Source organism: Aeromonas sp. 600479 (assembly GCF_049175515.1).
Lineage (GTDB): Bacteria > Pseudomonadota > Gammaproteobacteria > Enterobacterales > Aeromonadaceae > Aeromonas > Aeromonas veronii_A.
The window spans coordinates 229854-253409 of sequence record NZ_JAAKVF010000002.1 but is presented as its reverse complement, the minus strand read 5'-3'; the positions used below and the strand labels follow the sequence as shown (position 1 = coordinate 253409).

Here is a 23556-nt window from a genome sequence, read left to right as displayed (position 1 = left end):
GATGGCCATATGGCAAGACATCAATTCGGTGATTTAGAAGCGTCCCAGCTGCTGGAGCATCTCGATCAGCTCCTCTTCGCTGCTCGGCTCATAGGCCAGCTGAAGGCTCGGCGCGGCGCCTCCCATCAGCATGTAGACATTGGTGCTGCAGTGGTCGTAGTGATACCACTTACCGTCGATACAGACGTCGGTATAGCATCTCGGGTCCCTTTTCAGTTCCATATGCACATCCTTTTGTTACATCCCATCAACATCACTCCTGACCGTAAAATAACCACCGAGGTTCACGCTTGATGCAGATCAATGGAAGCGGCTGAAAGGGGCAGATATCTGCCAGATCTGTGGCTTGCGGATGCCCCGAGCCATCATAGGTTATCCAAATGAAGATGGACCGAGCGCACCGTCATATCGCCGGATGGCCCCCGGTAACAAAAACGGCGCCCGCAGGCGCCGTTTTTGATTTTCCCTCAAAAGCGAGGGGCAAACAGAAGGTTTATTCGTCTTCCAGATAGGCGTAGCCTTGCAGGCCCAGCTCCAGCTCGTCGAGCAGGGCTTTGCGAGTGGCATCGTCCAGCGCCGGGTGAGCGGCGATCCGCTGGTAGTTTTCGCGGATCACGGACGGGTCGATGTTGACGTAACGCAGCAGCTGGTCGACGGTGTCGCCACGCACCACGTTGCGAATGTCCATCTTGCCCTCTTCGTCCAGCCACACTTCCGCGCAGTGGGTGTCACCGAACAGGTTGTGCAGATCGCCGAGGATCTCCTGATAGGCACCGACCAGGAAGAAGCCGACGTGGCACTCTTCGTTCTCGCCGTAGACCGGCATCGGCAGGGTGCTCTCGACCCCCAGACCGTCGACATAGTGCTCAACCTGACCGTCGGAGTCACAGGTGATATCCATCAGGATACCGCGACGGCTAAGCGGACGATCGAGACCAGCCAGCGGCATCACCGGGAATACCTGACCGATACCCCAGGCATCCGGCAGGGACTGGAACAGGGAGAAGTTGGCAAAGCACTTGTCCGCCAGCTTTTCACTCAGTTCGTCAGCCAGCGCACGGTGGTTGCGGTTGACCGGGTTGAGCATCTCTTTGAGTGCCAGACAGGTGTTCTGGTGCAGCATCTCGGCCCAGGCACGCTGTTCAAGGTTCAAGAGGCCCATGGTGTACTGGGTATTCACGTCACCCAGATCGGCCACCGAGTCATGGAAGATCTCCAGCAGGGAGGGATCTTCGCTGCGCAGATCCAGCCAGCCTTTCCACATGTTCTGCAGAATGGTCGGTGCATCTTCGTCCGGCGCGCTGATGTCGTTCATCTCCACCCCTTCGGCACCAATGATATTGGTAACCAACACGGCGTGGTGAGCGGTCAGGGCACGGCCAGACTCGCTGATGATGGTCGGGTGCGGCAGGTCGAACTCGCGGCAGACATCGCCGATGCCCCATACCACGTTGTTGGCGTACTCGGAGAGGCTGTAGTTGGCGGAACAGTGGCTCTGGGAACGGGTTCCCTCGTAGTCCACGCCCAGGCCACCACCGACGTCCACGACTTCGATGTTGGCACCGAGGCGACGCAGTTCAGCGTAGAAACGGCCGCACTCGCGGATGCCGCCCTGAATGTCGCGGATATTGGCGATCTGGGAACCCAGATGGAAGTGCAGCAGTTGCAGACAATCCAGCTTGCCCAGCCCGCGCAGACGCTCGATCAGCGCCAGGATCTGGGAGGCGGAGAGACCAAATTTGGACATGGCGCCACCGCTCGATTCCCACATGCCGGAGCCGGTGGAAGCGAGCTTGGCACGCACCCCGATGTTGGGCTTGATGTTGAGACGAGCTGACTCGTCCAGCACCATTTCCAGTTCGGAGGGCTTCTCCACCACGATGTAGACCTTGTGGCCCATCAAGTTGCCCAAGAGGGCGTGGCGGATATATTCGCGGTCTTTGTAACCGTTGCAGACGATCACCGAGCCTTGCTCATGGTGATGGGACAGCACGGCCAGCAGTTCCGGTTTGGAACCAGCTTCCAGGCCAAGCCGGGGCTTGTCGCTGTAGGACTGGCTGATGGTCTCGATGACACGACGCTGCTGGTTTACCTTGATCGGGTAAACGCAGAGGTAGTCCCCTTCATAGCCAGACTTTTCGATGGCCTGACCAAAGGCGTTGAACAGCGCATCGACCCGACTCTTGAGGATGTCAGGGAAGCGCAGCAACACGGGGGTGGTCAGCCCGGACTGACGCAACTGTTCGATGGCGTCAGAGAGCACAATATGCGCGTCAGGGCGTGATTTGTCGGGGGCGACGGTCACATGACCGGCGTCATTGATATTGAAAAAACCCGCACCCCAGTAGGGAACGTTGTAGACCTTCAAGGAGTCCTTGCTGGACCAGTTAGTCATGGGCTATGCCTCGCAAATGAGCGACCCAAAGTCGCCTTCGTTACCCTCAATCACATCCAGACCATCTAGTGCAGAGTACGGCGAGCGCTGCCATCACGAGACGCAGCCACCCAAACCAACCTTTTGCACATCGCGGCAAGCCAGAGGCTGCCTGGTGGATCTTGGGGAAGTAACGAGTCTTGATGTGGGGCTGGTGGCTTTACATCAAGCTCAACGGTATGCGGTGCCACTATGCCGTGGCGCCGCGGTACTTTGATGACAGACGACATCAGCCACGCCGTCAGTTCATCATTCGGCAGCGATCCCGACAGAAGGAGAGGGTTCCAAGGAAGAGAAGCGAAGGCGCCAGCACGCATGCGTGTTGATAGACGACAACAACCACAGCCCACCTCACCGTCAGTGACCGCCCATGACAAGGGAAGATGATGAGCCGGTGGCCCACTCGGTCAAATGAAGGATGAGAGTCTGTTGTTCTCCCTGATACCGGAGCCTAACCGGTATTAAAGAAACCATTCCCCAGCAGTGTCTGTCGTTTCTGCGTGCCTCGCCCTATAGGCGTATGATCGGTCGGGTTTCTGGCGGCTCTGCCTGCTTCAGGGTTACCCTTGGATCGGCGCGGAGTGTACACACTTACCGCGGGCAGTGACAATAAAAAATAGTGTTCAAAATCCCCTTTTAATAAGTCGATCAAATCTTGCTGGCGGGCAGGCGGGCTCTGGGATGGCGCAGGTTATGCGACAGCCCGATTCCCCCTTGAAAAGTGTGCGAAAACGCCATGATTGGGCTGACGCCTTGCTGTGCGGTCGCTGAGGGGAATTTGGCTGCCTCCGCCAGCGCCTAAATATTGCAATAAATGCCACATTTATGCGCATCCCCTCGCCGAAGTTGCCCCGCGCGCCGCACATTCGCCGCTCTTCCCTTGCGTCAAAAAATGGGAAAAACCTGCGCTGACGCAATGAGTGCCCCGCACGGATTGGCCACAATGACCGCTCACAATCGGTTAGAGGCTGACTAATGGATACCCTGCTTGAGCGTTTTCTGCGTTACGTAACTTTTCATACCCGCTCCGATGAGACCAATCCAGCCTGCCCCAGCAGCGAGGGACAACTGATCTTTGCCCGCGCCCTGCAAGAAGAGATGAAGGCGCTGGGGCTAACCCGGGTCACTCTGGATGAGCACGGCTACCTCACCGGCTGCCTGCCGGGCAACCAGCCGGACGCCCCCGCCATCGGCCTGATTGCCCACATGGACACCGCCGACTACGAGGCAGAGCACGTAGTACCGCAAATCATCGAGAACTATCAGGGCGGCGACATCTGCCTTGGCAAGGGTGACGAGGTGCTCGCCATCCGTGACTACCGCTTCCTGAAAAACTACCTGGGTCAGGATCTCATCACCACCGACGGCACCACCCTGCTTGGCGCCGATGACAAGGCGGGTATCGCCGAGATCCTCACCACCATCGACCACCTGCAGGCCCACCCCGAGATCCCACGTGGCGATATCTGGGTCGGCTTTACTCCGGATGAGGAGATCGGCCGCGGCGCCAACCTGTTCCCGCTGGAGAGATTCCCGGCCAAGTGGGCCTATACCGTGGATGGCGGCGAACTGGGCGAGCTGGAGTATGAAAACTTCAACGCCGCCAGCGCCACGGTGCGTTTTATCGGCAATAACGTCCACCCCGGCACCGCCAAGGGGAGCATGATCAACAGCCAAACCCTGGCCGCCCGCTTCCACGCTGCCATGCCGGCCGAAGAGACCCCGGAGTGTACCGACGGGTATGAGGGCTTCTTCCATCTGGCCCAGATGAGCGGCACCGTGGAGGAGAGCACCCTGCACTACATCATCCGTGACTTCGACGACGAACATTTCGCCGCACGCAAGGCCGAGATGCAGAGCCGGGTGGCCGCTCTGCAGGCCGAATATCCCAAGGCCCGCATCGAGCTGACCCTGACCGACAGCTATCGCAACATGCGCAGCCAGATCGAGCCGCACATGCATATCGTCGAGCTGGCCAAGGCCGCCATGGAGGCCGCCGACGTGGTGCCGAAAATCAAGCCCATTCGCGGCGGTACCGATGGCGCCCGCCTCTCCTTTATGGGCCTGCCCTGCCCCAACATCTTTACCGGTGGTCACAACTTCCACGGCAAGCACGAGTTCATCCCGCTGCAATCCATGGAGAAATCGGTCGCCACCCTGGTGGAGCTGGTGCGCCTCACCGCAGCCTGGCGCGGTTAATCGATTACCATGACAACCAAGGGGGGAGCCGGTTAACCGGCTCCTCCCTTGCTATCTGGCCATCCCCCCATCAGGAAAGGGAAACCGGGGGAGGGTCGCTCAGGAGCTACTGGCTGCCGCTGCCATCAAACTGTCATCCCGCTGACATGTCGCGGGAACAGTGCCAGATCATGCTGGGAGCAACGGATCGCCGGAGCCCTCCAGATGTTCACTATCGATACCCTGCTGACCCAGCACTTCCCCCGCCTGCTTGGCTACCCCCTGCTCACCCCGCTGTTAAAGCGGCTGTTGGGCTGGCTGCTCAACGAACGTGCCTTTGCCGACTTTGCCACCCGCTACCCGCACCTGCGCGGCCTCGACTTTGTCGAGCAGGCGCTGACCCAGCTCGATTTCGACTATCGGGTCAGCGAGGCGCAACTGGAGCATATTCCCGCCAGTGGCCGGGTCATTCTTGTTGCCAACCATCCCATCGGCTCGCTGGATGGACTGGCGCTGCTGCAACTGCTCGGCCGCATCCGCCCCGATGTGAAGATCGTCGCCAACCAGCTGCTGGCCCAGCTCGCGCCGCTGCGCCCTCTGCTATTGCCGGTAGACAATATGGAGGGCAAGACCGATCGACAGGCCATCCTCGCTATGAATGAACACCTCGCCCATGAAGGGGCACTGGTGATCTTCCCCGCAGGCGAAGTCTCGCGGCTTGGCCTCAAGGGGGTGAAAGATGGCCCCTGGCAGGCAGGCTTTATCAAACTGGCCCAGCGCACCCGCACCCCGCTGGTGCCCATCCATCTGGGGGGGCGCAACAGCCTCTGGTTCTATCTCGCCTCCTGGCTCAACAAGCCCGCCTCCGCTCTGTTGCTGGTACGCCAGCTGTTTCGCCAGCAGGGGCAGGCCCTGCCGGTGACCATAGGGGCACGCATTCCACTCGGCAGTTTTCAGGAGCTGCCCGCCAAGACGGCGGCGCGGCTGGTGCGCAACCACCTCTACCGGATTGGCCGTGGCAAGGCGGGGCGCCTGCAGACCGAGGCCCCCATCGCCCTGCCGGAGGATCGCCGCCAGCTCAAACAGGCCATCGAAAGCTGCGAACAGCTCGGCACCACCCCGGATGGTCAGGGGATCTACCTCTACCGCCGCCATGAACTGAGTCACTCGGTGATCCTGCGCGAGCTGGGGCGACTGCGGGAGATCGCCTTTCGCGCTGTGGGGGAAGGATCCGGCAAGCGGCGGGATCTCGATGGCTTTGACAACGACTATCACCACCTGATCCTCTGGGATCCAGCCCGGCTCGATATTATCGGTGCCTACCGGTTCGCCCCTGTGGCGGAGCTGCTGGCCAGCAAGGGGAAGGATGGCCTCTACAGCCACACCCTGTTCGGCTTCGAGGATAAGTTGCTGCCCCGGCTGGAGCAGGCCATCGAGCTTGGCCGCAGCTTTATCCAGCCCGCCTACTGGGGCAAGCGGGGGCTCGATTATCTCTGGTTCGGCATCGGAGCCTATCTGGCCCGCTATCCCCGCTACCGCTACCTGTTTGGCCCGGTGTCGCTCTCCGGCAACCTGCCGCCGGCGGCCAAGGATCTGCTGGTGAGCTTCTACCGCCAGCACTTTGCCCCCGAGCTGGCGCTGGCCCCCTCCCGCCGTCCCTACCCCGAGACGCAGCCTCTGTTCGAGGGGATGGATTACGGCGCCGATCTCAAAGCACTCAAGGCCCGTCTCGACAATCTGGGCTGCGCCATCCCAACCCTCTACAAGCAGTACTCCGAGCTGTGCGAGCCGGGCGGGGTCCAGTTCATGGATTTTGGCATCGACCCCGACTTCAACCACTGCATCGACGGGCTGGTGTGGGTCGATGTGAGTCGCATCAAGTCCCACAAGCGGGCCCGCTATATCGGCAGTCATCTGGCCGAGCCGCGCTTATAACCCTGCTGGTGCCAGGCAAACAGCCAAATGCAAAAAAGGAGAGAGAGGCCATCGCCTCCCTCTCCTTTCGCTCTCATGCTCAGTACCTTTTCGAGGCGCTCGGCCCATCTGGCGTTACTCGGCCGCCTTGCGATCCGAGTGGCCAAGATTCCGCTCAGGGGCAATGACATCGCGCACCCGCTGCTTGATCTCCTTGGCCTCGGGGAAACCGTCATCGACCACCCGATCCCACACCTGCACCCCGCTCACCAGAATGCGGAACTCCCCCTTGCTGGCCGGCACCAGCGCCACCTCCCCCAGATCGCTGTCAAAGGTGGATAGCAGCTCCTGCGCCAGCCAAGCGGCGCGCAGCATCCAGCGACAGAGGGTGCAGTAGCGGATTTCGATGCGGGGTTTGCTGATCAGGGTTTCAGACTCGGTCATGAGTGACTCCATAAAAAAGCGACAATGGCGGGAAGTGGCGTACCGCTGCCCAATGGCCGATCCCGGTTTGGTCAAATCAGTGCTGATCAACCCCATGAAAATCGGCCAGCCAATGGCGGGCAATGGTACGCATCGCCGATTCTGGCAGCTCGAACAGGCCGGGTGCAAGAGGGCCTGCCGCCAGCATCCGGATCCCTTCCATGATCTCCGCCAGCACCAGATAGACATATTCACCAATCACGGCGCCATGGACGAAGTTAACCGCCTCGCCCCGGTTGAGCAGGTAGATCTGGGTACCATCCGGCCGGTTGAGGGCCAGCACATGGGGGCACACCTCTTCGCTCGGCCACGGCAACTGGGCCAGCGAGAAGGCGAACTCGTCGTCAGCCGAGGTGACCGAAGCGACCATGGTGCCGGGGCGCAGCGCTTGCAGATCCGCCAAGTCCAGCGAGCCGTTGCCGGTAGAGCAGATCACCAGCTCGGCACGGCTCAACGCCTCGGCCTTGGTGATCAGGCGAAAACCGTGAGAGAGCGCTTCGACCTGTCGCAGCACATCGGTCTCCACCAGCCCGAGATGGAGGTTGCGACAGCGCAGGTCGCGGGCGATGCTGCGCCCCACCTTGCCATAGCCAAAGAGCACGGCTTCGCAGACGTTGAAGGTGCGATTGAGGGTGCGAGCCAGCGACTCCGCGGAGTAGACCACGCTCAAACCAATCTGGATATCCTCGGCCTGCTTGAGGGGGCTGCGCGCCACCGACACAACCGGGGTCGCCAGCACCTCCTGCTCATAGCGTTGATGGCCGTTCTCGGTCATCTCCACCACCCCGAGGAAACGGGGGCCGAAGTATTCACTCAAGATCACCTGGGTTTTGGCAAAGTAACCGCCTATGTCGAGGATCAGCAACCGCTCGTGGGGGGCCACCAGCGGTGCAATTTGCTGGATGAGACTGTCGGGATCATTGGTCCAGTGCCGGTTAAGGGGCAGCACCGGATAGTGCTGGGATACCCACTCGAAGGTAGGTCCGTGTACCGATTTCGGTTTGGGTAAAATCGCGCCAATCCGCCCAATCTGACCGAGGGCATCGATAAAACGGGGGCGATCGGGAAGCAGGTGAGTGACCAGCAGAATGCAGAGACCGTCGATACGTCCCTGTCCGGTGAAATGGCGAAAAAACAGATGCTCAGATCCTTGACTGCGCAACTGTGGCCTCCTTATGTGCCGCAAAGCAGGCAAACAGAACCCGGCGCGGCCGGGTTCTGTGTGTGTCCAAATAAAATGAAAATCCTTTTTATCTGAAACACATAGGGGGCTCAATCATTATCTGTCAAGAGTATGAGCGGGTAAGCAAAAATGACCGTAATCGACTGTTTTTCATGCAAAAATCAGTACAACGAAACTTCTGGCCACACCGTCCAGAGGCTGAGTCCGGTTCCCGAAGCGGCGAGCAGGAGTATCCCCCCCCAGCGCACAGGCAAGGACTTGTCACGCAAAAACCACTCCAGCAGCGGCAACAGCCAGACCGGTAGCAACACCGCCAGCGGCACCTCCACATATTGCCAGGCGAGCATCTGGACCAAGACGAGGGCCAGCGCCAGACCGGCGGGTGCTACCTTGATGCCAACAAAGGTGGCAAGCAGGGCGCGAAAACCGGCGAAAGCGGCCAGCGCACCGGCCAGCTGGGCAATCAGCAGGCTGCCATCGATGCCGATCACCAGCGCCAGCCAGATAAAGCCGAGGGCAAACCCGAGCCCTTCGCGGCTGTCACAGCGCAAGGTGCTCCAACCAAACCAGAGGATGGCGGGCAGTAGCGCCAGCCAGATCCCGGGTTCGCTCGCCAGTACCGAGGCCAATCCCTGCCACCACACCAGCGCACTGAACACCGCAAAGAGCAGCAGCGAGCCGCGCAGATCGTTCACCTGAGCCGCAATGGCGGGCACCAGCAGGGTCAGCGGCAGCCACTGCCACGCCTTTTCCGGCATGCCATAGAGGCCACCGAGCCAGGATCCCACCAGCCAGAGCGCCAGCGCGCCCCACAGATAACCCAGTCGCGGCCAGCGCCACGATAGCAAAGCGGCTCCCAGAGGAGCCGCCAGGGTTTGCAGCAGAAGTTCCGCGCCCATTACTTGCGCACGCCTTCGACAAACAGGTTGATGTTCATCTCGTCCGGAATGCCGGGCAGCATGTAGCTCACGCCAAAGTCACTGCGCTTGATGGTGGTGGAGGCGTTGAAACCGCTGCGGTAGCCGCCCCAGGGATCCTTGCCTTCGCCGATCTTGACCAGATCGAAGGCCACTTCCTTGGAGACGCCGTGCAGGGTCAGGGTCCCTTTCAGCACGCCTTTATCCTTGGTGCCCTCGTAAGCGGAGCTGACGAAGGTCATCTTGGGATACTGCTTCACGTCGAGGAAGTCAGGGCTGCGCAGGTGCTTGTCGCGGGCCTCGTGATTGGAGTCGACGCTGGCGGCATCCACTTCAAAGCTCGCCTTGGCCGCCGCCGGGTTGGCGTCATCCATGCTGAAGGTGCCGCTGAAGGTGTTGAAGCGACCCACCAGCTCGGAGAAGCCCAGGTGACCCACCTTGAACTGCACCGTGGTGTGCGCCGCATCCACATCGTAATCCGCCGCCATCAGAGGGGTCGCCATAAACAGGCAGGAGGCCAGCAGAGCCTTGGTCATTTTCATCCGTTCGTTCCTTCATCTTGGGGTTCACATCAGTGGTTAAAATGCTAACCTCGTTCTGAAGATGAATAATCAGTGATTTATTAAATTCATTATTTACTGAGGATGGAAAATGGACCAGATCGCCGCCATGCGCACCTTTATCAAGGTGGTGGAGTGCCAGAGCTTTACCAGGGCCGCCAACCAGCTCGGCATCTCGGTCGCCATGGCCTCCAAACTGATGCAGCAGCTGGAGGAGTCCCTCGCCACGCGGCTGCTGTCGCGCACTACCCGCCAGGTCAATCCCACCGAGGCGGGCCAATTTTACTACCAGCGCTCCCTCGCCCTGCTGGCGGAGCTGGAAGAGACCCACAGCCAGCTGACCCACCACAACCAGCAGCCCAACGGCACACTCAAGCTCTCGGTGCCGATGGATTTTGGCTATCTGCACCTCTCCCCCGCCCTGCCGCTGTTTCGCCAGCGCTTCCCCGATCTCAAGCTCGATATCGAGTACAGCGACCGGCGGGTCGCGCTGGTGGAAGAGGGGTTCGATCTGGCGCTGCGGATCGGCCACCTCAGCGACTCCTCGCTGGTGGCGCGCCAACTGGCCACTATTCGGGTCGAGCTTTGCGCCAGCCCCGCCTATCTGGCACGCAAGGGCAGACCGGAAAAACCCGAGGATCTCAAACAGCACGACTGTCTGATCTACACCCTGACCCAGCCGGAGTGGCACTTCAAACGGGGAAGCGAGCAGCAGAGCATCCGGCCACAGGGGCCACTGCGGGCCAACAACGGGGTGGCGCTGACCCGTGCCGCTTGTGATGATCAGGGCATCATATTGCAGCCTACCTTTATCGTGGGGGAGGCCCTGCGGTCAGGACAGCTGGTCAGCCTGCTGCCGGAGTGGGAGAAGGGTGAGGTAGGACTCTATGCTGTCTATCCGCACCGCCGCTTCGTCTCGGCCAAGGTGCGCTGCTTTATCGAATTCGTGCAGGAGCGCTATCTCGCCCCGCAACAGTGGGATAAGCCGTGATGATTGCCAGAGCAGAGGATAAGGCCTGACTGTCCGGCCTGCTGGTCCGGCTTGAAACCTAACGCTGGCCGGATGCGGTGGTGGATGCGGCAACAGGGGTGAGCTTGGCTAGCAGACGCTCCTGCTCGAGGCTTAACTGCCAGCGTGGCAGCCGGGTGCGGACAACCGACAACTGCTGCTCACTCAGGGCATAGGGGAGCGCCACTTCAATCTCGGGGCAGTCAAACATGGCGGCCAGCTGCAGGATCAAAATGAGGTTTGCCTCGTCGGTCTTGTGCTTGTTGACCCGTTTGCGGATCTCGTGGCGCAGCTGGGTTTCGGGGTCCTGGGTCATCGCCTGCCAGCCGAAACCGAACAACGGCACCAGCGCGCTGACAATCCCCAGCGCCGTCATCGGCTGCTTGGGGGGATGATAGAGTGCGTTGAGATCCAGCAGAACAGGATTCTGACGAACCTCACCCTCACCAAATAAAATCGTTTTCGTCATTGGATTACCCGTTATATTCCACTAGACTTCGCCGCATATTTTACCCCGATATGCCAACGAGGTGCTGATGCTAAGCGATATCGAGATCTCCCGCCAGTCCCCCCGTCTCTCAATCCACGCGCTGGCCGAACGCCTCGCCATCCCCCAGCACCTGCTCAGCCCTCATGGCCACTACAAAGGTAAGCTCAGCCTCGACCTGCTCAAGTCGCAGCCAGAACAGAGCGGCAAGCTGGTACTGGTGAGCGCCATCACCCCCACCCCGCTCGGCGAGGGCAAGACAGTGACCACACTGGGCCTCTCCATGGGGCTCAACCATATCGGTCAACCCAGCATCGCCACCATCCGCCAGCCGAGCCTCGGCCCGGTGTTCGGGGTCAAGGGGGGCGCTGCCGGTGGCGGTCATGCCCAGGTGGTGCCGATGGAGGAGATGAACCTCCACCTCACCGGCGATTTTCACGCCCTGACGGCGGCCCACAATCTGGCGGCGGCCGCCCTCGATGCTCGCCTGTTCCATGAGCGCAAACTCGGTGACCAGTTCAGCGCCAAAACCGGCCTGCCGCGACTCGATATCGATGCAGACAACATTCTCTGGCCACGCACCCTCGACATGAACGATCGCGCCCTGCGCCACCTCACCATCGGTCAGGGTGGCGCCGCCGACGGGGTGGAGCGCAGCGATCGCTTCGTCATCACCGCCGCCTCCGAGCTGATGGCCATTCTGGCGCTGGCAAGCGATCTGAAAGACCTGCGCCAGCGCATCGGCCGCATCCAGCTGGCCCGTGATATCCACGGCAAGCCCATCACTGCCGAGCAACTGGAAGTGGCGGGCGCCATGACGGTGCTGCTGAAAGACGCCCTGCAGCCGACCCTGATGCAGACCACAGAGCAGACCCCGGTGCTGGTGCACGCTGGCCCCTTTGCCAATATCGCCCACGGCAACTCCTCGGTGATCGCCGATCGCATGGCCCTTGGCCTCACCGATTATGTGGTGACCGAGGCTGGCTTTGGCTCCGACATGGGGCTTGAGAAGTTCTTCAACATCAAGAGCCGCCAATCCGGCATTACCCCCGCCTGCGTGGTACTGGTGGCCACAGTACGCGGCCTCAAGGCCAACAGCGGCCTGCTCGATATCCGACCGGGCCAGCCGCTGCCAGCCAGCCTGCAGGGGGAGGATCTGCCAACCCTCAAGCAAGGCTGCGCCAACCTCGCCTGGCATATCCGGAACGCCCGCCGCTACGGGATGCCGGTGGTGGTCGCCATCAACCGCTTCCCCACCGACAGCGAGGCCGAGCTGGCGCTGCTGGCCCATGAAGCGCAGCAAGCCGGCGCCTGTGGCGCGGCCATCTCCAACGCCTTCACCCAGGGTGGTGCCGGTGCCAGCGAGCTGGCCCGCGCCGTGGTCACCGCCTGCGAGCAACCAGGTAAGGTGAAACTGCTCTACCCCGACGAGGCGAGCCTCGACGCCAAACTGGCGACCCTGGTGGAGTGCGGCTACGGCGGCCGCGGAGTGCAGCTCTCCGACAAAGCCCGCCAGCAGCTGGCCCAGCTCTCCGCCGAAGGGTGGGATCACTTGCCCATCTGCGTGGCCAAGACGCCGCTCTCCATCAGCCATGACCCTGCTCTCAAGGGAGTGCCGACCGATTTCGAGGTGCCCATCGACGAGGTGAAGCTCTGCGCCGGTGCCGGGTTCGTCTATGCGCTGGCGGGCCCCATCATGACCATGCCGGGGCTGGGCAGTCTGCCTGCCTATCGCCATATCGATATCGATGAGAACGGCGAGATAGTCGGCCTGAGCTGAGCCCTTCCACAACACCAGAAACAACAAGGCCCCGCCAATTGGCGGGGCCTTCTGTTATCCATGCATCAACCCTTAGAGGGTGAAGCGCTGGGTCATATGGTGCAGGGTGTTGGCCAGCTTGCTCAGCTCGACGCAAGCCTGGGCGATCTGATGGGCACCCTGGGCATTCTCGTCAGCAGCATTGTGAATGTTGACGATGCTGCGGTTGAGCTCTTCGGTCACCGCATTCTGCTCTTCGGTGGCGGTGGCGATCAGGGTGTTCATGTCGGTGATGCGCACCACGGCACCATTGATGGTCTCGATACTGGTACCGGCATCCCGCGCCAGACCGACACTCTCCTGCATCTGGTGACGACTCAGCTGCATGGCGTTGCCCGCCTCGGCGGCGCGGCTCTGCAAGAGCTCGATCATCTTGCTGATCTCGGCGGTCGAGTCCTGGGTACGCTGGGCCAATGAACGCACTTCATCCGCAACGACCGCAAAACCACGACCCTGCTCACCGGCACGGGCCGCTTCGATGGCGGCGTTAAGGGCCAGCAGGTTGGTCTGGCCGGCGATATCGCGGATCACATCCAGCACCACGCTGATGTTGGCGCTGTCGGCCTCCAGCTGCTGCACTACTGTGCCCGCCTGTTCAATCTTGACCGACACCTCTTCGATGCTGGCAATGGAGCTGCGTACCACTTCGCTGCCGGCAGCGGAGGTGCGGGAGGCATCCTTGGCGGCGCTCATGGCATCCGTGGTGTTGCGGGCCACTTCATTGACGGTGGACTGCATCTCGTTCATGGCGGTCGCCACCTGGGAGACTTCGTTCTGCTGGATGGCCATGCCGCTAGCAGACTGGCTGGAGATGGCGCTCACCTCCTCCACTGCGCTGCTGAGTTGGCTCACGGAGCCGGCGATCTCGCTCACCAGATCGGAGAGGGAGCCCTGCATCCGGTTGATGGCGTAGCCCAGCTGACCCAGTTCATCACGGTTGAAACGGTTGTCACGGATCCACTGCTGCAGTTCGCCCTGACCCAGATCGCCATTGGCAATACGTTGGGCCTGACGGGCCAGCATGATCAGCGGGTCGCGGATCTGGCGGGTCAGTACCACGGAGAGCACCACCACAAGGATCAAACCGATCACCAGTGCGATGGTGACGCTCAGGTTGGCGGATTGGTAAGAGGCGACAATGTCACTGCGGGATTCAGAGGCATAACCATGGTTAATCTGAATAAGGGAGGCCACTGACTTGCTCAGCGCGGTGTAAAGGGGAACCCCCTCCTCAAGGAAGATGCGTTGGGCTTCGGCAAGCTGATCGCTGTCTTGCAGCTGTTGGACTCGCTGGTGCAGGGCGACGTAACGATCCCAGTCAGATTTCACCGTATCGAAGGTACGGCGCTCCGCCACATCCTCAGGCCAGATCGTCTTGTCATGGGCAATCAGCTGCTGCGCGATCGAGTTAAGCTGCTGACTGGCAATATTCCGATATTCAGCCCTTTTCAGCGGCTCGGCGGCCACCACGAAATAACCCAGCTCATAACGACGCAACTCACCGAGAGAATCCCCGATCGCACTGGTGCGATTAACCGCTGGCAAGATACTGTCGGTAAACCGGATGGCAACATCATTCATATTGCCAAACTGGACAAGGGCAAAACCGCCGATAAAGGCGACCATCAAACCGAGCACGGCAAAGCCGGCGGTGAGTTTTTTACCTATGGTCATGGTACTGGTATTCATGGGATATCCTGGTGGTCGTTAAATTCGTAGCACTCGTCCGGTTCACGCCCTCCTGGCATGAACTATCTGGCCACCTGTTCAGTGGCGCACCATCCAACCTTGATGAATATCTCTGAATTCCATGAGCGGCAGCGAGAGCCGTGAGGGGGCGCTAGAGTAACCGGATTGTGATGGTTCGGAAAGAGTCTGCCCGGTTACTTTTTGTAAGGTGAAAACGAGGTTTTTTTCGTGTTCGATTAAATATACCGCTCAGATGAATAAATCGAAAAAATGCATAACGTTTGCATAAGGCAAGCCGAGCAGGTCAAGCCGTTGCAGGCCGCCACTCTCATCCGGAACCAATGAAAAACGCCAGCAATAGCTGCTGGCGTCTCGTTTATTCAGCAAGGCGGTTACAAAACAACCGCCATCTTATCCGCGCAGGCCACCCAGAAATTCGGTCCGGGTATCGGGCTGGGTCTTGAACACCCCGCCGAGGGAGGTGGTGGTGGTATAGGAAGTGGAGTCCATCACTCCGCGCGCCTTGACACAGTAGTGGGTCGCCTTGATGCTGATGGCCACATCCTTGGTGCCGAGCAGGGTCTGCAGCGCCAGCAGGATCTGCTGGGTCAGCCGCTCCTGCACCTGGGGACGGCGAGCGAAGAACTGCACGATGCGGTTGATCTTCGACAGGCCAATCACCTTGCCACGAGGGATATAGGCCACATGGGCCATCCCGTCGATGGTGACGAAGTGGTGTTCGCAGGTGCTGGTGAGGCTGATGTCCCGCACCATGATCATCTCGTCCACCTGCATCTTGTTCTCGATCACCGTCACCTTGGGGAAGGTGGAGTAATCGAGTCCGGAGAAAATCTCGTTGACGTACATCTTGGCGATGCGGTGCGGCGTCTCAGCCAGACTGTCATCGGTCAGATCGAGCCCCAGCGTCTCCATGATGGAGCGCATATGGCCTTCGATCTTCTCCCGCTTCTGCTGGCTGTTCAGCTCGTTGGCAACCAGGGGGGTTTCCAGTCCCTGGGCCTCGAGGGCCGCCCTGACCAGCAAGGCTTCCGGACTTAAGGTTGTCATTGTCTTTTCTCCCACGCTCAGGGACTGTGAGGGCTGCTCAAGGAGCAACCCCCTATGTTATGGCGGCGCACAGGGCCGACGGTATCGCTGTAATGGTCGCCACACAGGATGTGACGACCAGCTGTTATGGCGGCATAGTAAACGGCCATTACCGCCAAGATTCAAGTCAACTTGTACGTCACCTCATACTTTATGGCCATCTACCCCCGTTTCAGCGCCGATTACCCCGAGATTCCCTCGAGATAACCTGCCCATCCCCGGGGAATTTTGTGATAATCCCGCCTTCAATCATAGAAAGAGGTCATGACGATGGGATTTGATACCAGCGGACTACTCCCCTTAAGCGATGCCCTGCAAGGGATGCTGGAACAACTCGCCTGCTGCTGCGACAGCGAGCAGCTGCCCCTGCCAGAGGCCCTTGGCCGGGTACTGGCCTGTGATATCGCCTCTCCCCTCGCCGTGCCCCCCTTCGACAACTCTGCCATGGACGGTTATGCAGTGCGCCTTTCGGATCTCGCCAGCGGCACCCCGCTCATCATGGCGGGCAAGGCGTTTGCCGGTCAGCCCTATCAGGGCGAGTGGCCCGCTGGCCACTGCGTGCGGATCATGACCGGCGCCCCGGTTCCCGAAGGGACAGATGCAGTGGTGATGCAGGAAGAAACGCAGGCCGATGGCGATCGGATCACTTTTCTGGCACAACCCGAACCGGGCCAGAATATCCGCCGCGCCGGCAGCGATATCGGCAAAGGCGCCTGCGTGCTACCAGCCGGTACTCGCCTCACCCCGCGCGAAATGCCACTGCTGGCCTCCCTTGGCGTAGCTACCGTCGCGGTGCGCCGCCCGCTGAAAGTGGCTATTTTCAGCACTGGTGACGAGCTCAAACCGGTCGGCACCCCGCTTGCCCACGGCGATATCTATGACTCCAACCGCTACGGCGTGCGGGCCATGCTGGCACGGCTGGGCTGCGACTGCCTCGACCTTGGCATCATCCCGGACGATCCCGCCCAGCTGCGTGCCGCCTTTATCCGTGCCGATGACGAGGCCGATGTGCTGATCACCACCGGCGGCGTTTCGGTAGGGGAAGCGGACTTCACCAAACAGCTGCTGGACGAGCTCGGCGAGATTGGCTTCTGGAAGCTCGCCATCAAGCCGGGCAAGCCGTTTGCCTTTGGCCGCCTGCCCCGCGCCTGGTTCTTCGGCCTGCCGGGCAACCCCGTCTCCGCCATGGTCACCTTCGATCAGCTGGTGCAACCGGCGCTGGCCAAGCTGGCGGGCCAGCAGTTCGAGCGCCCGCTCCAGCTGCAAGCCCTTGCGGCCGAGCCACTCAAAAAGAGCCCGGGCCGACTCGACTTCCAGCGCGGCATTCTGAGTCAGGGACCGAACGGCCTCGAGGTGCGCAGCACCGGCTCGCAGGACTCTGCCGTGTTCAGCTCCCTGTCGCGAGCCAACTGCTACATCGTTCTTGAACGGGAACGGGGCCGCGTCGCCGCAGGCGAGACGGTAACCGTGGAGCCATTCGGGGGATTGCTGCTGTGAGCGAGATCCTCAGCGACGCCGAACTGCTGCGCTACAACCGCCAGATCATCCTCAAATCCTTCGACTTCGAGGGACAGGAGGCGCTCAAGCAGGCCCGTGTGCTGGTGATCGGCGCCGGTGGCCTTGGCTGCGCCGCCAGCCAGTATCTGGCGGTGGCCGGGGTTGGCCAGCTCACCCTGGTCGATTTCGACAAGGTGGAGCTCTCCAACCTGCAGCGTCAGGTGCTGCACAACGATGAGCGCATTGGCCACTACAAAGTAGACTCTGCCGCCCAGTCGCTACGTGCCCTCAATCCCTGGCTCAACATCGAGACCCACGCAGCCGTGGCCGATGAGGCACTGCTCGATACCCTACTGCCACGGCATCAGCTGGTGCTCGATTGCACCGACAACCTGACCATTCGCAACCTGCTGAATCAAAAAGCACGCCAGCACAGGGTGCCGCTGGTCAGTGGCGCCGCCATCCGGCTGGAGGGCCAGCTCTGCAGCTTCACCTGGCAGGAAGATGAGCCCTGCTACGCCTGCCTCAGCGCCCTGTTTGGCGAGCAGGCCCTCACCTGCGTCGAGGCGGGCGTACTCGCCCCCGTGGTGGGATTGGTGGGTAGCCTGCAGGCACTGGAAGCCATCAAGCTACTGGCCAGCATGGGCAAGAGCTACAGCGGCCGCCTGCTGATGATCGACGGCCTGAGCGGCACTTTCCGCGAGATGAAGCTGCCCAAGCGCCCCGACTGCCCGGTCTGCTCCCATCCTTGACGCAAACGGGATCAAAAAAGCCGAACCCTGTGGTTCGGCTTTTTGGTATCTGCACCTAACAACCCCTTCTTTAATGGGTCGTGAGGATCCGTTGCAACAGGTGGTTAAAGCCCGAGGGGTCTTCAGCGGGCCAAGCGTGGTGGCCGTTGGGGGTGTGGATGGTGGCGTTGGGCAAGGCGGCAAACTGCTCCACTCGTTTGGCCAGCGGCAGGTAGTCGTGACTGGTGGAGATGATGGCCACCGGCTGCCAGATGGCGCCGAGCCGGGCGCGTACCGACCAGCCGGGTAGTGCCTCCAGCAGCGCCTTGTAGGTTTTCTTTTTATTGCGCACGAAACGCAGCCGGAAGGTATGGCGCACCTGCGCCAGATCCGGGCCTGGGAAGAGCTCGCGTCCCAGCCACCAGGCGAGCGGGCGCATGCCAAACCAGCGCAGCCACTTGAGGCGCTGGGCGTAACGCTCCTGCTCTTTGGGTGTTTCCAGCAGAAACTCGCTAAAACCGTTGACCAGCACCAGCCCCTGCACCTTGTGGGGCAGTTGCAGCGCCAGCTCCAGCGCGACCATGGCCCCCAGCGACAATCCCACCACCCAGGCGGGTTCTGGCTGTGCATCGAGCCAGTTCACCACATCTGCTGCCAGGGTCGCCACATCGAACGGCCCCTCCTGCATGCTCTGGCCGTGGCCGCGCAAGTCCAGCGCTACCACCCGGTAGTGTTCGGAAAACCGTTCGATCTGCGCCTGCCAGTCGAGGCTGGAGGAGCCCAGCCCGTGCAGCAGCAACAGCAAGGGGCCCTCCCCCGCACTGCGCAGGGCAAGACCGTTGAATTTCATCACCTTATTGCGGCGCATCAGTGTATTGCCTCTCGACTCATCACCTGAACCATCTCTTGTTGTTATGTTGCCCGTGGCCATCCTGCCACGTTATCAGCACGGCGCCCAATCAGCCTTCGCTGACCAGACTCACCGCCTTGATATAAGCGTAGATCTGCTGCTCCGGCGCCAGTGCCAGCCGCCTGGCGGAGCGGCTGGTGATCCGGGCCAGCAGTATCTGCTCACCCAGCGCCAACTGCAACAGGGTCTGTCCGGGGCGCACCTCGCGCACCGCCAGCAGACGGGTGACGAGACAGTTGGAAAGGCTGGAGTGCTCGATGGGGGCGGTGGCAATCACCACATCCCGCCCCGCCACCTTGATCTGCAAGGGGCCGCTCTCGTCCGGCACCTGGGTCATGGTGACCCGCAGCTGCTGCTCACCGAGCTGCAGGGTCGCCATCTGCTCCTCTTCATCGTAGTGAGAGAGGGTCGCCGCCAGCATCACCCCGGCATCGTCACGGCTGGCGAGTGACAGGTCGGTACGGGCGAAAATCTCGCTCGGCCGGCCTTGCGCCTCCACCCTGCCACCTTCCAGCAGCACCAGCTGATCGCAGAGCAGGCTCACCTCCTCCATGGCGTGGCTGACGAAGATCATCGGGATGCCGCTCTCCTGCTGCAAGCCCTTGAGCACATGGGCCTGATGGATGCGGCTGCGCCGATCGAGCGCAGAAAAAGGCTCATCAAGCAGCAGCAGATCAGGCTCGGCAAGCAGCGCCCGCCCCAATGCTACCCGCTGGCGTTGACCGCCAGAGAGGGCATGGGCAGGCAGCCCCAGCAGATCGGCAAAACCGAGCCGAGCCGCCAGCGCTTCAGGCTGCCAGCGTCCTCGCCCCTTGCGGGCCGCCAGTTGCAGATTGCCGAGCACCGTCAGATGGGGGAAGAGGCGCGCGTCCTGAAACACCAGCCCGATCCGGCGCGCTTCAGGCAGCAGCGCGGCGCACTCCCGATCGCGCCACCGCAAGCGATCCCCTTTTTGGCGATCGAGCCCGGCGATAATGCGCAGCAGTGTACTCTTGCCGCAGCCGGAGGGGCCAAACAGGCCGAGGATCCCACCCAATTCGAGGGTCAGTGCGCAGTCGAGGGTAAAAGGGCCAAACTCACGCCGAACATGGAGGTTCAGGGCATGGCGGTGCGGCTCGTTCACTGGCGGCATAGTGGCGGGCTGGTTCATCCAAACACTCTCCGCTGTCTACGCTGCAACACCCCGTAGACCAGCACCAGCATCACCAGCGAGAAGGCCATCAGGCCGCCCGCCAGATAGTGGGCTTGTCGGTAATCCATCGCCTCCACATGATCAAACAGGGCGATGGAGAGCACCTGGGTCTCGCCCGGAATATTGCCGCCAATCATCAGCACCACGCCAAACTCCCCCAATGTATGGGCAAAGCCGAGGGCCGCCGCCATCACAAAGCTGGGCAGAGTCATCGGCAAGATGATGTGGAAGAAGCGTTCCAGCGGGCCGAGCCCCAAGGTGGCGGCAGCTTCCAGCTCCTTGTTGCCCATGTTGACGAAGGCGGAGGTGAGCGGCTGCACCACGAACGGCAGCGAATAGAGGATGGAGGCAAACAGCAGGCCGAGAAAGCTGAAGGCAAGCGGGGCACCAAAGGTGTCGCGCCACCAGGCGCCGAAGCCATATTCAGGGGAGAAGGCGAGCAGCAGATAAAAACCCAGCACAGTGGGGGGGAGCACCAGCGGTAGCGCCACCAGCGCCTCAACCAGTGGCCGCAGCCGGTTCTGACTGCGCGACAGCCACCAGGCCAGCGGCGGTGCCAGCAACAGCAAAATCGCTGTGGTGCAGGCCGCAAGCTTCAGGGTGAGCCAGACCGCCAGCAGATCCCCTTCACTCATTGCCGACCTCCCGGTTGATAAATGCCCCCAACGGCATGGTATCCATCCTTATTGCAAAGAGTGGCCGACCCGAAGGCCGACCACTCAGGGAATCGCATCAGGCCCATCCCCTTATTGGGGCAAGGCATAACCAGCAGCCTTGATCTGTGCCTGACCCGGCCCCTTGAGCCAGGCCACCAGAGCCTCGACCGCGGCACCTTTTTTCAATACCAGCCCCTGCTGCTCTATGGGGGGATAGAAGCTCGCAGGCACTGCCCAGGCTTCACCAGTCTTGCCCGCTTCCACCAGATTGGCCCAGGCGACAAAGCCCAGATCGGCATTGCCGGTGTCGACAAATTGCCAGGTCTGGCCGATGTTGGCGCCGGTCAGCAACCGGTACTGCTTGGGATCGATCTTGAGATGGGTGAGGGTCGCCATGGCGGCAGCACCATAGGGTGCGGTGCGGGCATTGGCGATGGCGAGGTTGCCTTTCCAGCTGCGCAGGGTCGCCTCGTCAGGGGCCGGCCCCCCCTTCTTCCACAGCCCCAGCTGGCCGATGGCGTAGGTGAAGCGATCGCTCCCCTTGCCCTCTTTTTCCAGCTTCTCGGGGGTCGCCGCATCGGCGGAGAGGAAGAGATCGAACGGTGCGCCGTGACTGATCTGGGTATAGAGCACGCCGGTGGCGGCAGACGAGATGGCCAGGGTGTGGCCGGTCTTGGCGGTGAACTCCTTGCCGATACGCTCGATGGTTCCCTTGAAGTTGGCCGCCACGGCCACTTTCACTTCATCGGCCTGCACGACACCGGTATGCAAGGTGGCGGCGCAGACTCCTACGATGACAACAGATAACAGCGGTTTCATTCCCTTTCTCCTGATGGGGCCCGCACATCCGCGCCCCTTGGCGGGGCCGTGGTTCCCGTTGAACCTGCGCCCCTCGTGATGAACAGGTCAGGCTTGCCAGCGGGCAGCGGCGGCGTTGTCGCTCTCCTTGGCCTCGACCCAGCGTTGCACACCCTCGGCGGTCAGCTCTTTTTTCCAGAACGGCGCCCGGGTTTTCAAGAAATCCATGATGAAGTGACAGGCGTCAAAGGCGGCGTCGCGGTGGGCACTGCTCACCGCCACCAGCACGATTTGATCGCCAAGCCACAGCTCGCCGATACGATGAATGAGGGTACACTCCTGCAGCGGCCAGCGGCGGCGGGCCTCCTGCACAATATCGGCCAGCGCCTTCTCGGTCATGCCGGGGTAGTGCTCGAGGGCCAGCCCTTTAACCTCCTCCCCCTGATTGAAGTCGCGCACCTTGCCAACAAAAGTGACGATGGCGCCACTGTCGGGGCGGGTGGCGAGGCGGGCATATTCGTCCGCCAGCGAGAAATCCTCCCGCTGCACCACAATGCGATCTGTGATGGTTGCCTCGCTCATCATCAGCCTCCGGTCACCGGTGGGAAGAAGGCCACCTCATCGCAATCATTGATAGGGGTATCGAGGGGCACCAGGGTCTGGTTGACCGCCACCAGCAGCTTGCCAGCTTCCAGCGCCAGCGCCCACTTGTCGCCGCGTTCACAGAGCGCCGCGCGCAGCGCTTCGGCGGTGGCATAGTCGCACGGCAGGCTCAGCTCATCGCAGGCCACCAGCTCTCTTACTTGCGCAAAAAACAGTACCTTGATCATGCTTGCTCCCCGCTATTTGACCCCAACTGAAAATGGCCGGACTTGCCGCCCTTTTTCTCTACCAGCCGCACCTGTTCGATCACCATGTCCTTTTGTACCGCCTTGCACATGTCGTAGATGGTCAACGCCGCTACCGACGCGGCGGTCAGCGCCTCCATCTCGACACCAGTCTTGCCGGAGAGCTTGCAGAGAGTGCGGATATGTACCCGATTCTGCTCGGCCAGCGGCACTATCTCCACCTCGACTTTGGTCAAGGCCAGCGGATGGCAGAGGGGGATGAGATCGGCGGTCTTCTTGGCGGCCATGATGCCGGCGATGCGGGCGGTGGCGAACACGTCACCCTTGTGGTGCTGGCCGCTCAGGATCAGCGCCAGGGTCTCGGGGGCCATGGCAACAAACGCTTCGGCACGAGCCTCGCGCTCGGTCACCTGCTTGTCGGTCACATCCACCATATGGGCTTCACCGCTCTGGTTCAGATGCGTCAGGTTGGGCTGGGTCTGCTTGGGATCGGTCTGGTTCATCGTTTGCTCTCAGAGGTGGGAGACAAAGTTGCACGGCTTGGTGCGGGCATCGAGCTGATCGCGGATCAGTTGCTCCCAACCCAGCTGACAGGCGCCGGTGGAGCCGGGCAGGCAGCAGATCAGGGTGCGATTGGCGAGTCCCGCCAGCGCACGGCTCTGCATGGCGGAGCCTTTAATCTCGGCAAAAGAGAGTTGACGGAACATCTCGCCAAAACCCTGTACGGTGCGCTCGAACAGCACACCGACCGCTTCCGGTACCCGGTTCTGTTCATTGAAGCCGGTACCGCCGTTAATCAGCACCACCTGCACCCCTTCATCGGCGATCCACTCGCTCACCTGGGCTCGAATGCGAAACAGGTTGTCGGGGCAGAGCGCCCGATCGGCCAGCTGATGGCCCGCGTCGGTAAGGGCCGAGACCAGATAGTCGCCCGAGCTGTCATCGGCGGCGGTGCGGCTGTCGGAGACCGTCAGCACGGCGATCTTGAGGGGAATAAATGCGTTGTGTTTCTGTCCCATCGGGCAGCTCCTTGTGGCTATGGGCCGTCAACGAGGCAGGAATAGAAGGGGTATGAGAGGCCAGCTGTCAGGACGCAAAAACGGACGCAGACAGGGGGACCAACTTGCTCAAGCGTGTGACGGCG

23 protein-coding genes are annotated in these 23556 nt (G+C 61.4%); 6 read left to right on the top strand and 17 right to left on the bottom strand.

Annotated features, from left to right (window positions below; all coding sequences use genetic code 11):
• Positions 1-33: 33 nt before the first annotated feature.
• Together G5149_RS03890 and speA are read right to left on the bottom strand one after the other, a co-directional pair.
• Positions 34-222 carry a hypothetical protein gene (locus G5149_RS03890; protein ID WP_005334402.1) on the bottom strand — a complete coding sequence of 63 codons (189 nt, stop codon included), beginning with the start codon at positions 220-222 and terminating at the stop codon, positions 34-36.
• A 271-nt stretch (positions 223-493) separates the two neighbouring features.
• Positions 494-2395, bottom strand: coding sequence for a biosynthetic arginine decarboxylase (speA, locus tag G5149_RS03885; RefSeq protein ID WP_421211668.1), 1902 nt, complete (start codon positions 2393-2395; stop codon positions 494-496).
• 1014 nt (positions 2396-3409) lie between these two features.
• On the opposite strand from speA, the gene pepT reads away from it, so the two are divergent.
• Positions 3410-4633: a peptidase T gene (gene pepT, locus G5149_RS03880; protein WP_216961791.1), complete on the top strand. Its 1224-nt coding sequence runs from the start codon at positions 3410-3412 to the stop codon at positions 4631-4633.
• Positions 4634-4837: 204 nt separating this feature from the next.
• Positions 4838-6547 (top strand): lysophospholipid acyltransferase family protein, encoded by a 1710-nt coding sequence (locus G5149_RS03875; protein ID WP_421211666.1) that lies wholly within the window; start codon positions 4838-4840, stop codon positions 6545-6547.
• A gap of 114 nt (positions 6548-6661) precedes the next feature.
• On the opposite strand, the gene G5149_RS03870 is transcribed toward G5149_RS03875, so the two are convergent.
• The 4 genes from G5149_RS03870 to G5149_RS03855 form a co-directional block, all read right to left on the bottom strand.
• Positions 6662-6970, bottom strand: a complete 309-nt coding sequence (locus tag G5149_RS03870) for a SelT/SelW/SelH family protein (protein ID WP_421211664.1) — start codon at positions 6968-6970, stop codon at positions 6662-6664.
• Positions 6971-7046: 76 nt separating this feature from the next.
• Positions 7047-8171 carry an adenosylhomocysteinase gene (locus G5149_RS03865; protein ID WP_421211662.1) on the bottom strand — a complete coding sequence of 375 codons (1125 nt, stop codon included), beginning with the start codon at positions 8169-8171 and terminating at the stop codon, positions 7047-7049.
• Between the two features lie 182 nt (positions 8172-8353).
• Positions 8354-9091, bottom strand: a complete 738-nt coding sequence (locus G5149_RS03860) for a hypothetical protein (protein ID WP_421211660.1) — start codon at positions 9089-9091, stop codon at positions 8354-8356.
• Complete coding sequence (locus tag G5149_RS03855) at positions 9091-9651, bottom strand: YceI family protein (RefSeq protein ID WP_005334411.1); 561 nt, start codon at positions 9649-9651, stop codon at positions 9091-9093. Before G5149_RS03855 ends, G5149_RS03860 begins: the two co-directional genes overlap by 1 nt.
• Positions 9652-9760: 109 nt before the next feature.
• On the opposite strand from G5149_RS03855, the gene G5149_RS03850 reads away from it, so the two are divergent.
• Positions 9761-10660: a LysR family transcriptional regulator gene (locus G5149_RS03850; RefSeq protein ID WP_337072687.1), complete on the top strand. Its 900-nt coding sequence runs from the start codon at positions 9761-9763 to the stop codon at positions 10658-10660.
• A 58-nt stretch (positions 10661-10718) separates the two neighbouring features.
• Here G5149_RS03850 and G5149_RS03845 read toward each other — a convergent pair whose 3' ends face one another.
• The gene (locus G5149_RS03845) at positions 10719-11147 is read right to left on the bottom strand and encodes a hypothetical protein (RefSeq protein ID WP_118853584.1); all 429 of its coding nucleotides are present in this window, start codon (positions 11145-11147) and stop codon (positions 10719-10721) included.
• A 67-nt stretch (positions 11148-11214) separates the two neighbouring features.
• On the opposite strand from G5149_RS03845, the gene G5149_RS03840 reads away from it, so the two are divergent.
• Positions 11215-12945 carry a formate--tetrahydrofolate ligase gene (locus G5149_RS03840; protein WP_421211656.1) on the top strand — a complete coding sequence of 577 codons (1731 nt, stop codon included), beginning with the start codon at positions 11215-11217 and terminating at the stop codon, positions 12943-12945.
• A 72-nt stretch (positions 12946-13017) separates the two neighbouring features.
• Here G5149_RS03840 and G5149_RS03835 read toward each other — a convergent pair whose 3' ends face one another.
• Both G5149_RS03835 and folE read right to left on the bottom strand, forming a co-directional pair.
• Positions 13018-14673 (bottom strand): methyl-accepting chemotaxis protein, encoded by a 1656-nt coding sequence (locus G5149_RS03835; RefSeq protein WP_421211654.1) that lies wholly within the window; start codon positions 14671-14673, stop codon positions 13018-13020.
• A 411-nt stretch (positions 14674-15084) separates the two neighbouring features.
• A complete protein-coding gene (gene folE, locus G5149_RS03830) occupies positions 15085-15741 on the bottom strand; it encodes a GTP cyclohydrolase I FolE (RefSeq protein WP_421211652.1) in 657 nt (218 codons plus the stop codon).
• Between the two features lie 309 nt (positions 15742-16050).
• On the opposite strand from folE, the gene moeA reads away from it, so the two are divergent.
• Both moeA and moeB read left to right on the top strand, forming a co-directional pair.
• Positions 16051-17277, top strand: coding sequence for a molybdopterin molybdotransferase MoeA (gene moeA / locus G5149_RS03825; protein WP_421211650.1), 1227 nt, complete (start codon positions 16051-16053; stop codon positions 17275-17277).
• Entirely contained in the window at positions 17274-18029 is a 756-nt protein-coding gene (gene moeB / locus G5149_RS03820) for a molybdopterin-synthase adenylyltransferase MoeB (protein ID WP_337072682.1), read from the top strand. Before moeA ends, moeB begins: the two co-directional genes overlap by 4 nt.
• Before the next feature lie 70 nt (positions 18030-18099).
• Here moeB and G5149_RS03815 read toward each other — a convergent pair whose 3' ends face one another.
• The 8 genes from G5149_RS03815 to moaB all read right to left on the bottom strand — a co-directional run bounded on the left by G5149_RS03815 (position 18100) and on the right by moaB (position 23431).
• Positions 18100-18876 carry an alpha/beta fold hydrolase gene (locus tag G5149_RS03815; RefSeq protein ID WP_421211648.1) on the bottom strand — a complete coding sequence of 259 codons (777 nt, stop codon included), beginning with the start codon at positions 18874-18876 and terminating at the stop codon, positions 18100-18102.
• A gap of 91 nt (positions 18877-18967) precedes the next feature.
• Positions 18968-20068 (bottom strand): molybdenum ABC transporter ATP-binding protein, encoded by a 1101-nt coding sequence (gene modC / locus G5149_RS03810; RefSeq protein ID WP_421211647.1) that lies wholly within the window; start codon positions 20066-20068, stop codon positions 18968-18970.
• Complete coding sequence (gene modB, locus G5149_RS03805) at positions 20065-20745, bottom strand: molybdate ABC transporter permease subunit (RefSeq protein ID WP_005334429.1); 681 nt, start codon at positions 20743-20745, stop codon at positions 20065-20067. The genes modC and modB overlap by 4 nt, the downstream gene beginning before the upstream one ends.
• 111 nt (positions 20746-20856) lie before the next feature.
• Positions 20857-21585, bottom strand: coding sequence for a molybdate ABC transporter substrate-binding protein (gene modA / locus G5149_RS03800; protein ID WP_421211646.1), 729 nt, complete (start codon positions 21583-21585; stop codon positions 20857-20859).
• An 87-nt stretch (positions 21586-21672) separates the two neighbouring features.
• Positions 21673-22146 carry a molybdopterin synthase catalytic subunit MoaE gene (gene moaE, locus G5149_RS03795; RefSeq protein WP_042020353.1) on the bottom strand — a complete coding sequence of 158 codons (474 nt, stop codon included), beginning with the start codon at positions 22144-22146 and terminating at the stop codon, positions 21673-21675.
• 2 nt (positions 22147-22148) lie between these two features.
• Positions 22149-22394 (bottom strand): molybdopterin synthase sulfur carrier subunit, encoded by a 246-nt coding sequence (gene moaD, locus G5149_RS03790; RefSeq protein ID WP_245131258.1) that lies wholly within the window; start codon positions 22392-22394, stop codon positions 22149-22151.
• Positions 22391-22915 (bottom strand): cyclic pyranopterin monophosphate synthase MoaC, encoded by a 525-nt coding sequence (moaC, locus tag G5149_RS03785; RefSeq protein ID WP_139463724.1) that lies wholly within the window; start codon positions 22913-22915, stop codon positions 22391-22393. Before moaC ends, moaD begins: the two co-directional genes overlap by 4 nt.
• A 9-nt stretch (positions 22916-22924) precedes the next feature.
• Positions 22925-23431 (bottom strand): molybdenum cofactor biosynthesis protein B, encoded by a 507-nt coding sequence (gene moaB / locus G5149_RS03780; protein ID WP_064340970.1) that lies wholly within the window; start codon positions 23429-23431, stop codon positions 22925-22927.
• Positions 23432-23556 lie beyond the last annotated feature (125 nt).

Bases quoted from the DNA above. Each gene is read 5' to 3' on its own strand.
- speA (WP_421211668.1), bottom strand. From the start codon at position 2,395: ATGACTAACTGGTCCAGCAAGGACTCCTTGAAGGTCTACAACGTTCCC.
- modA (WP_421211646.1), bottom strand. From the start codon at position 21,585: ATGAAACCGCTGTTATCTGTTGTCATCGTAGGAGTCTGCGCCGCCACC.
- G5149_RS03860 (WP_421211660.1), bottom strand. From the start codon at position 9,091: ATGGGCGCGGAACTTCTGCTGCAAACCCTGGCGGCTCCTCTGGGAGCC.
- pepT (WP_216961791.1), top strand. From the start codon at position 3,410: ATGGATACCCTGCTTGAGCGTTTTCTGCGTTACGTAACTTTTCATACC.
- moaC (WP_139463724.1), bottom strand. From the start codon at position 22,915: ATGAACCAGACCGATCCCAAGCAGACCCAGCCCAACCTGACGCATCTG.
- moeA (WP_421211650.1), top strand. From the start codon at position 16,051: ATGGGATTTGATACCAGCGGACTACTCCCCTTAAGCGATGCCCTGCAA.
- moaB (WP_064340970.1), bottom strand. From the start codon at position 23,431: ATGGGACAGAAACACAACGCATTTATTCCCCTCAAGATCGCCGTGCTG.
- moaD (WP_245131258.1), bottom strand. From the start codon at position 22,394: ATGATCAAGGTACTGTTTTTTGCGCAAGTAAGAGAGCTGGTGGCCTGC.
- G5149_RS03835 (WP_421211654.1), bottom strand. From the start codon at position 14,673: ATGAATACCAGTACCATGACCATAGGTAAAAAACTCACCGCCGGCTTT.
- G5149_RS03855 (WP_005334411.1), bottom strand. From the start codon at position 9,651: ATGAAAATGACCAAGGCTCTGCTGGCCTCCTGCCTGTTTATGGCGACC.
- G5149_RS03840 (WP_421211656.1), top strand. From the start codon at position 11,215: ATGCTAAGCGATATCGAGATCTCCCGCCAGTCCCCCCGTCTCTCAATC.
- G5149_RS03815 (WP_421211648.1), bottom strand. From the start codon at position 18,876: ATGCGCCGCAATAAGGTGATGAAATTCAACGGTCTTGCCCTGCGCAGT.
- G5149_RS03890 (WP_005334402.1), bottom strand. From the start codon at position 222: ATGGAACTGAAAAGGGACCCGAGATGCTATACCGACGTCTGTATCGAC.
- moaE (WP_042020353.1), bottom strand. From the start codon at position 22,146: ATGAGCGAGGCAACCATCACAGATCGCATTGTGGTGCAGCGGGAGGAT.
- G5149_RS03850 (WP_337072687.1), top strand. From the start codon at position 9,761: ATGGACCAGATCGCCGCCATGCGCACCTTTATCAAGGTGGTGGAGTGC.
- folE (WP_421211652.1), bottom strand. From the start codon at position 15,741: ATGACAACCTTAAGTCCGGAAGCCTTGCTGGTCAGGGCGGCCCTCGAG.
- G5149_RS03845 (WP_118853584.1), bottom strand. From the start codon at position 11,147: ATGACGAAAACGATTTTATTTGGTGAGGGTGAGGTTCGTCAGAATCCT.
- G5149_RS03870 (WP_421211664.1), bottom strand. From the start codon at position 6,970: ATGACCGAGTCTGAAACCCTGATCAGCAAACCCCGCATCGAAATCCGC.
- modC (WP_421211647.1), bottom strand. From the start codon at position 20,068: ATGAACCAGCCCGCCACTATGCCGCCAGTGAACGAGCCGCACCGCCAT.
- modB (WP_005334429.1), bottom strand. From the start codon at position 20,745: ATGAGTGAAGGGGATCTGCTGGCGGTCTGGCTCACCCTGAAGCTTGCG.
- G5149_RS03875 (WP_421211666.1), top strand. From the start codon at position 4,838: ATGTTCACTATCGATACCCTGCTGACCCAGCACTTCCCCCGCCTGCTT.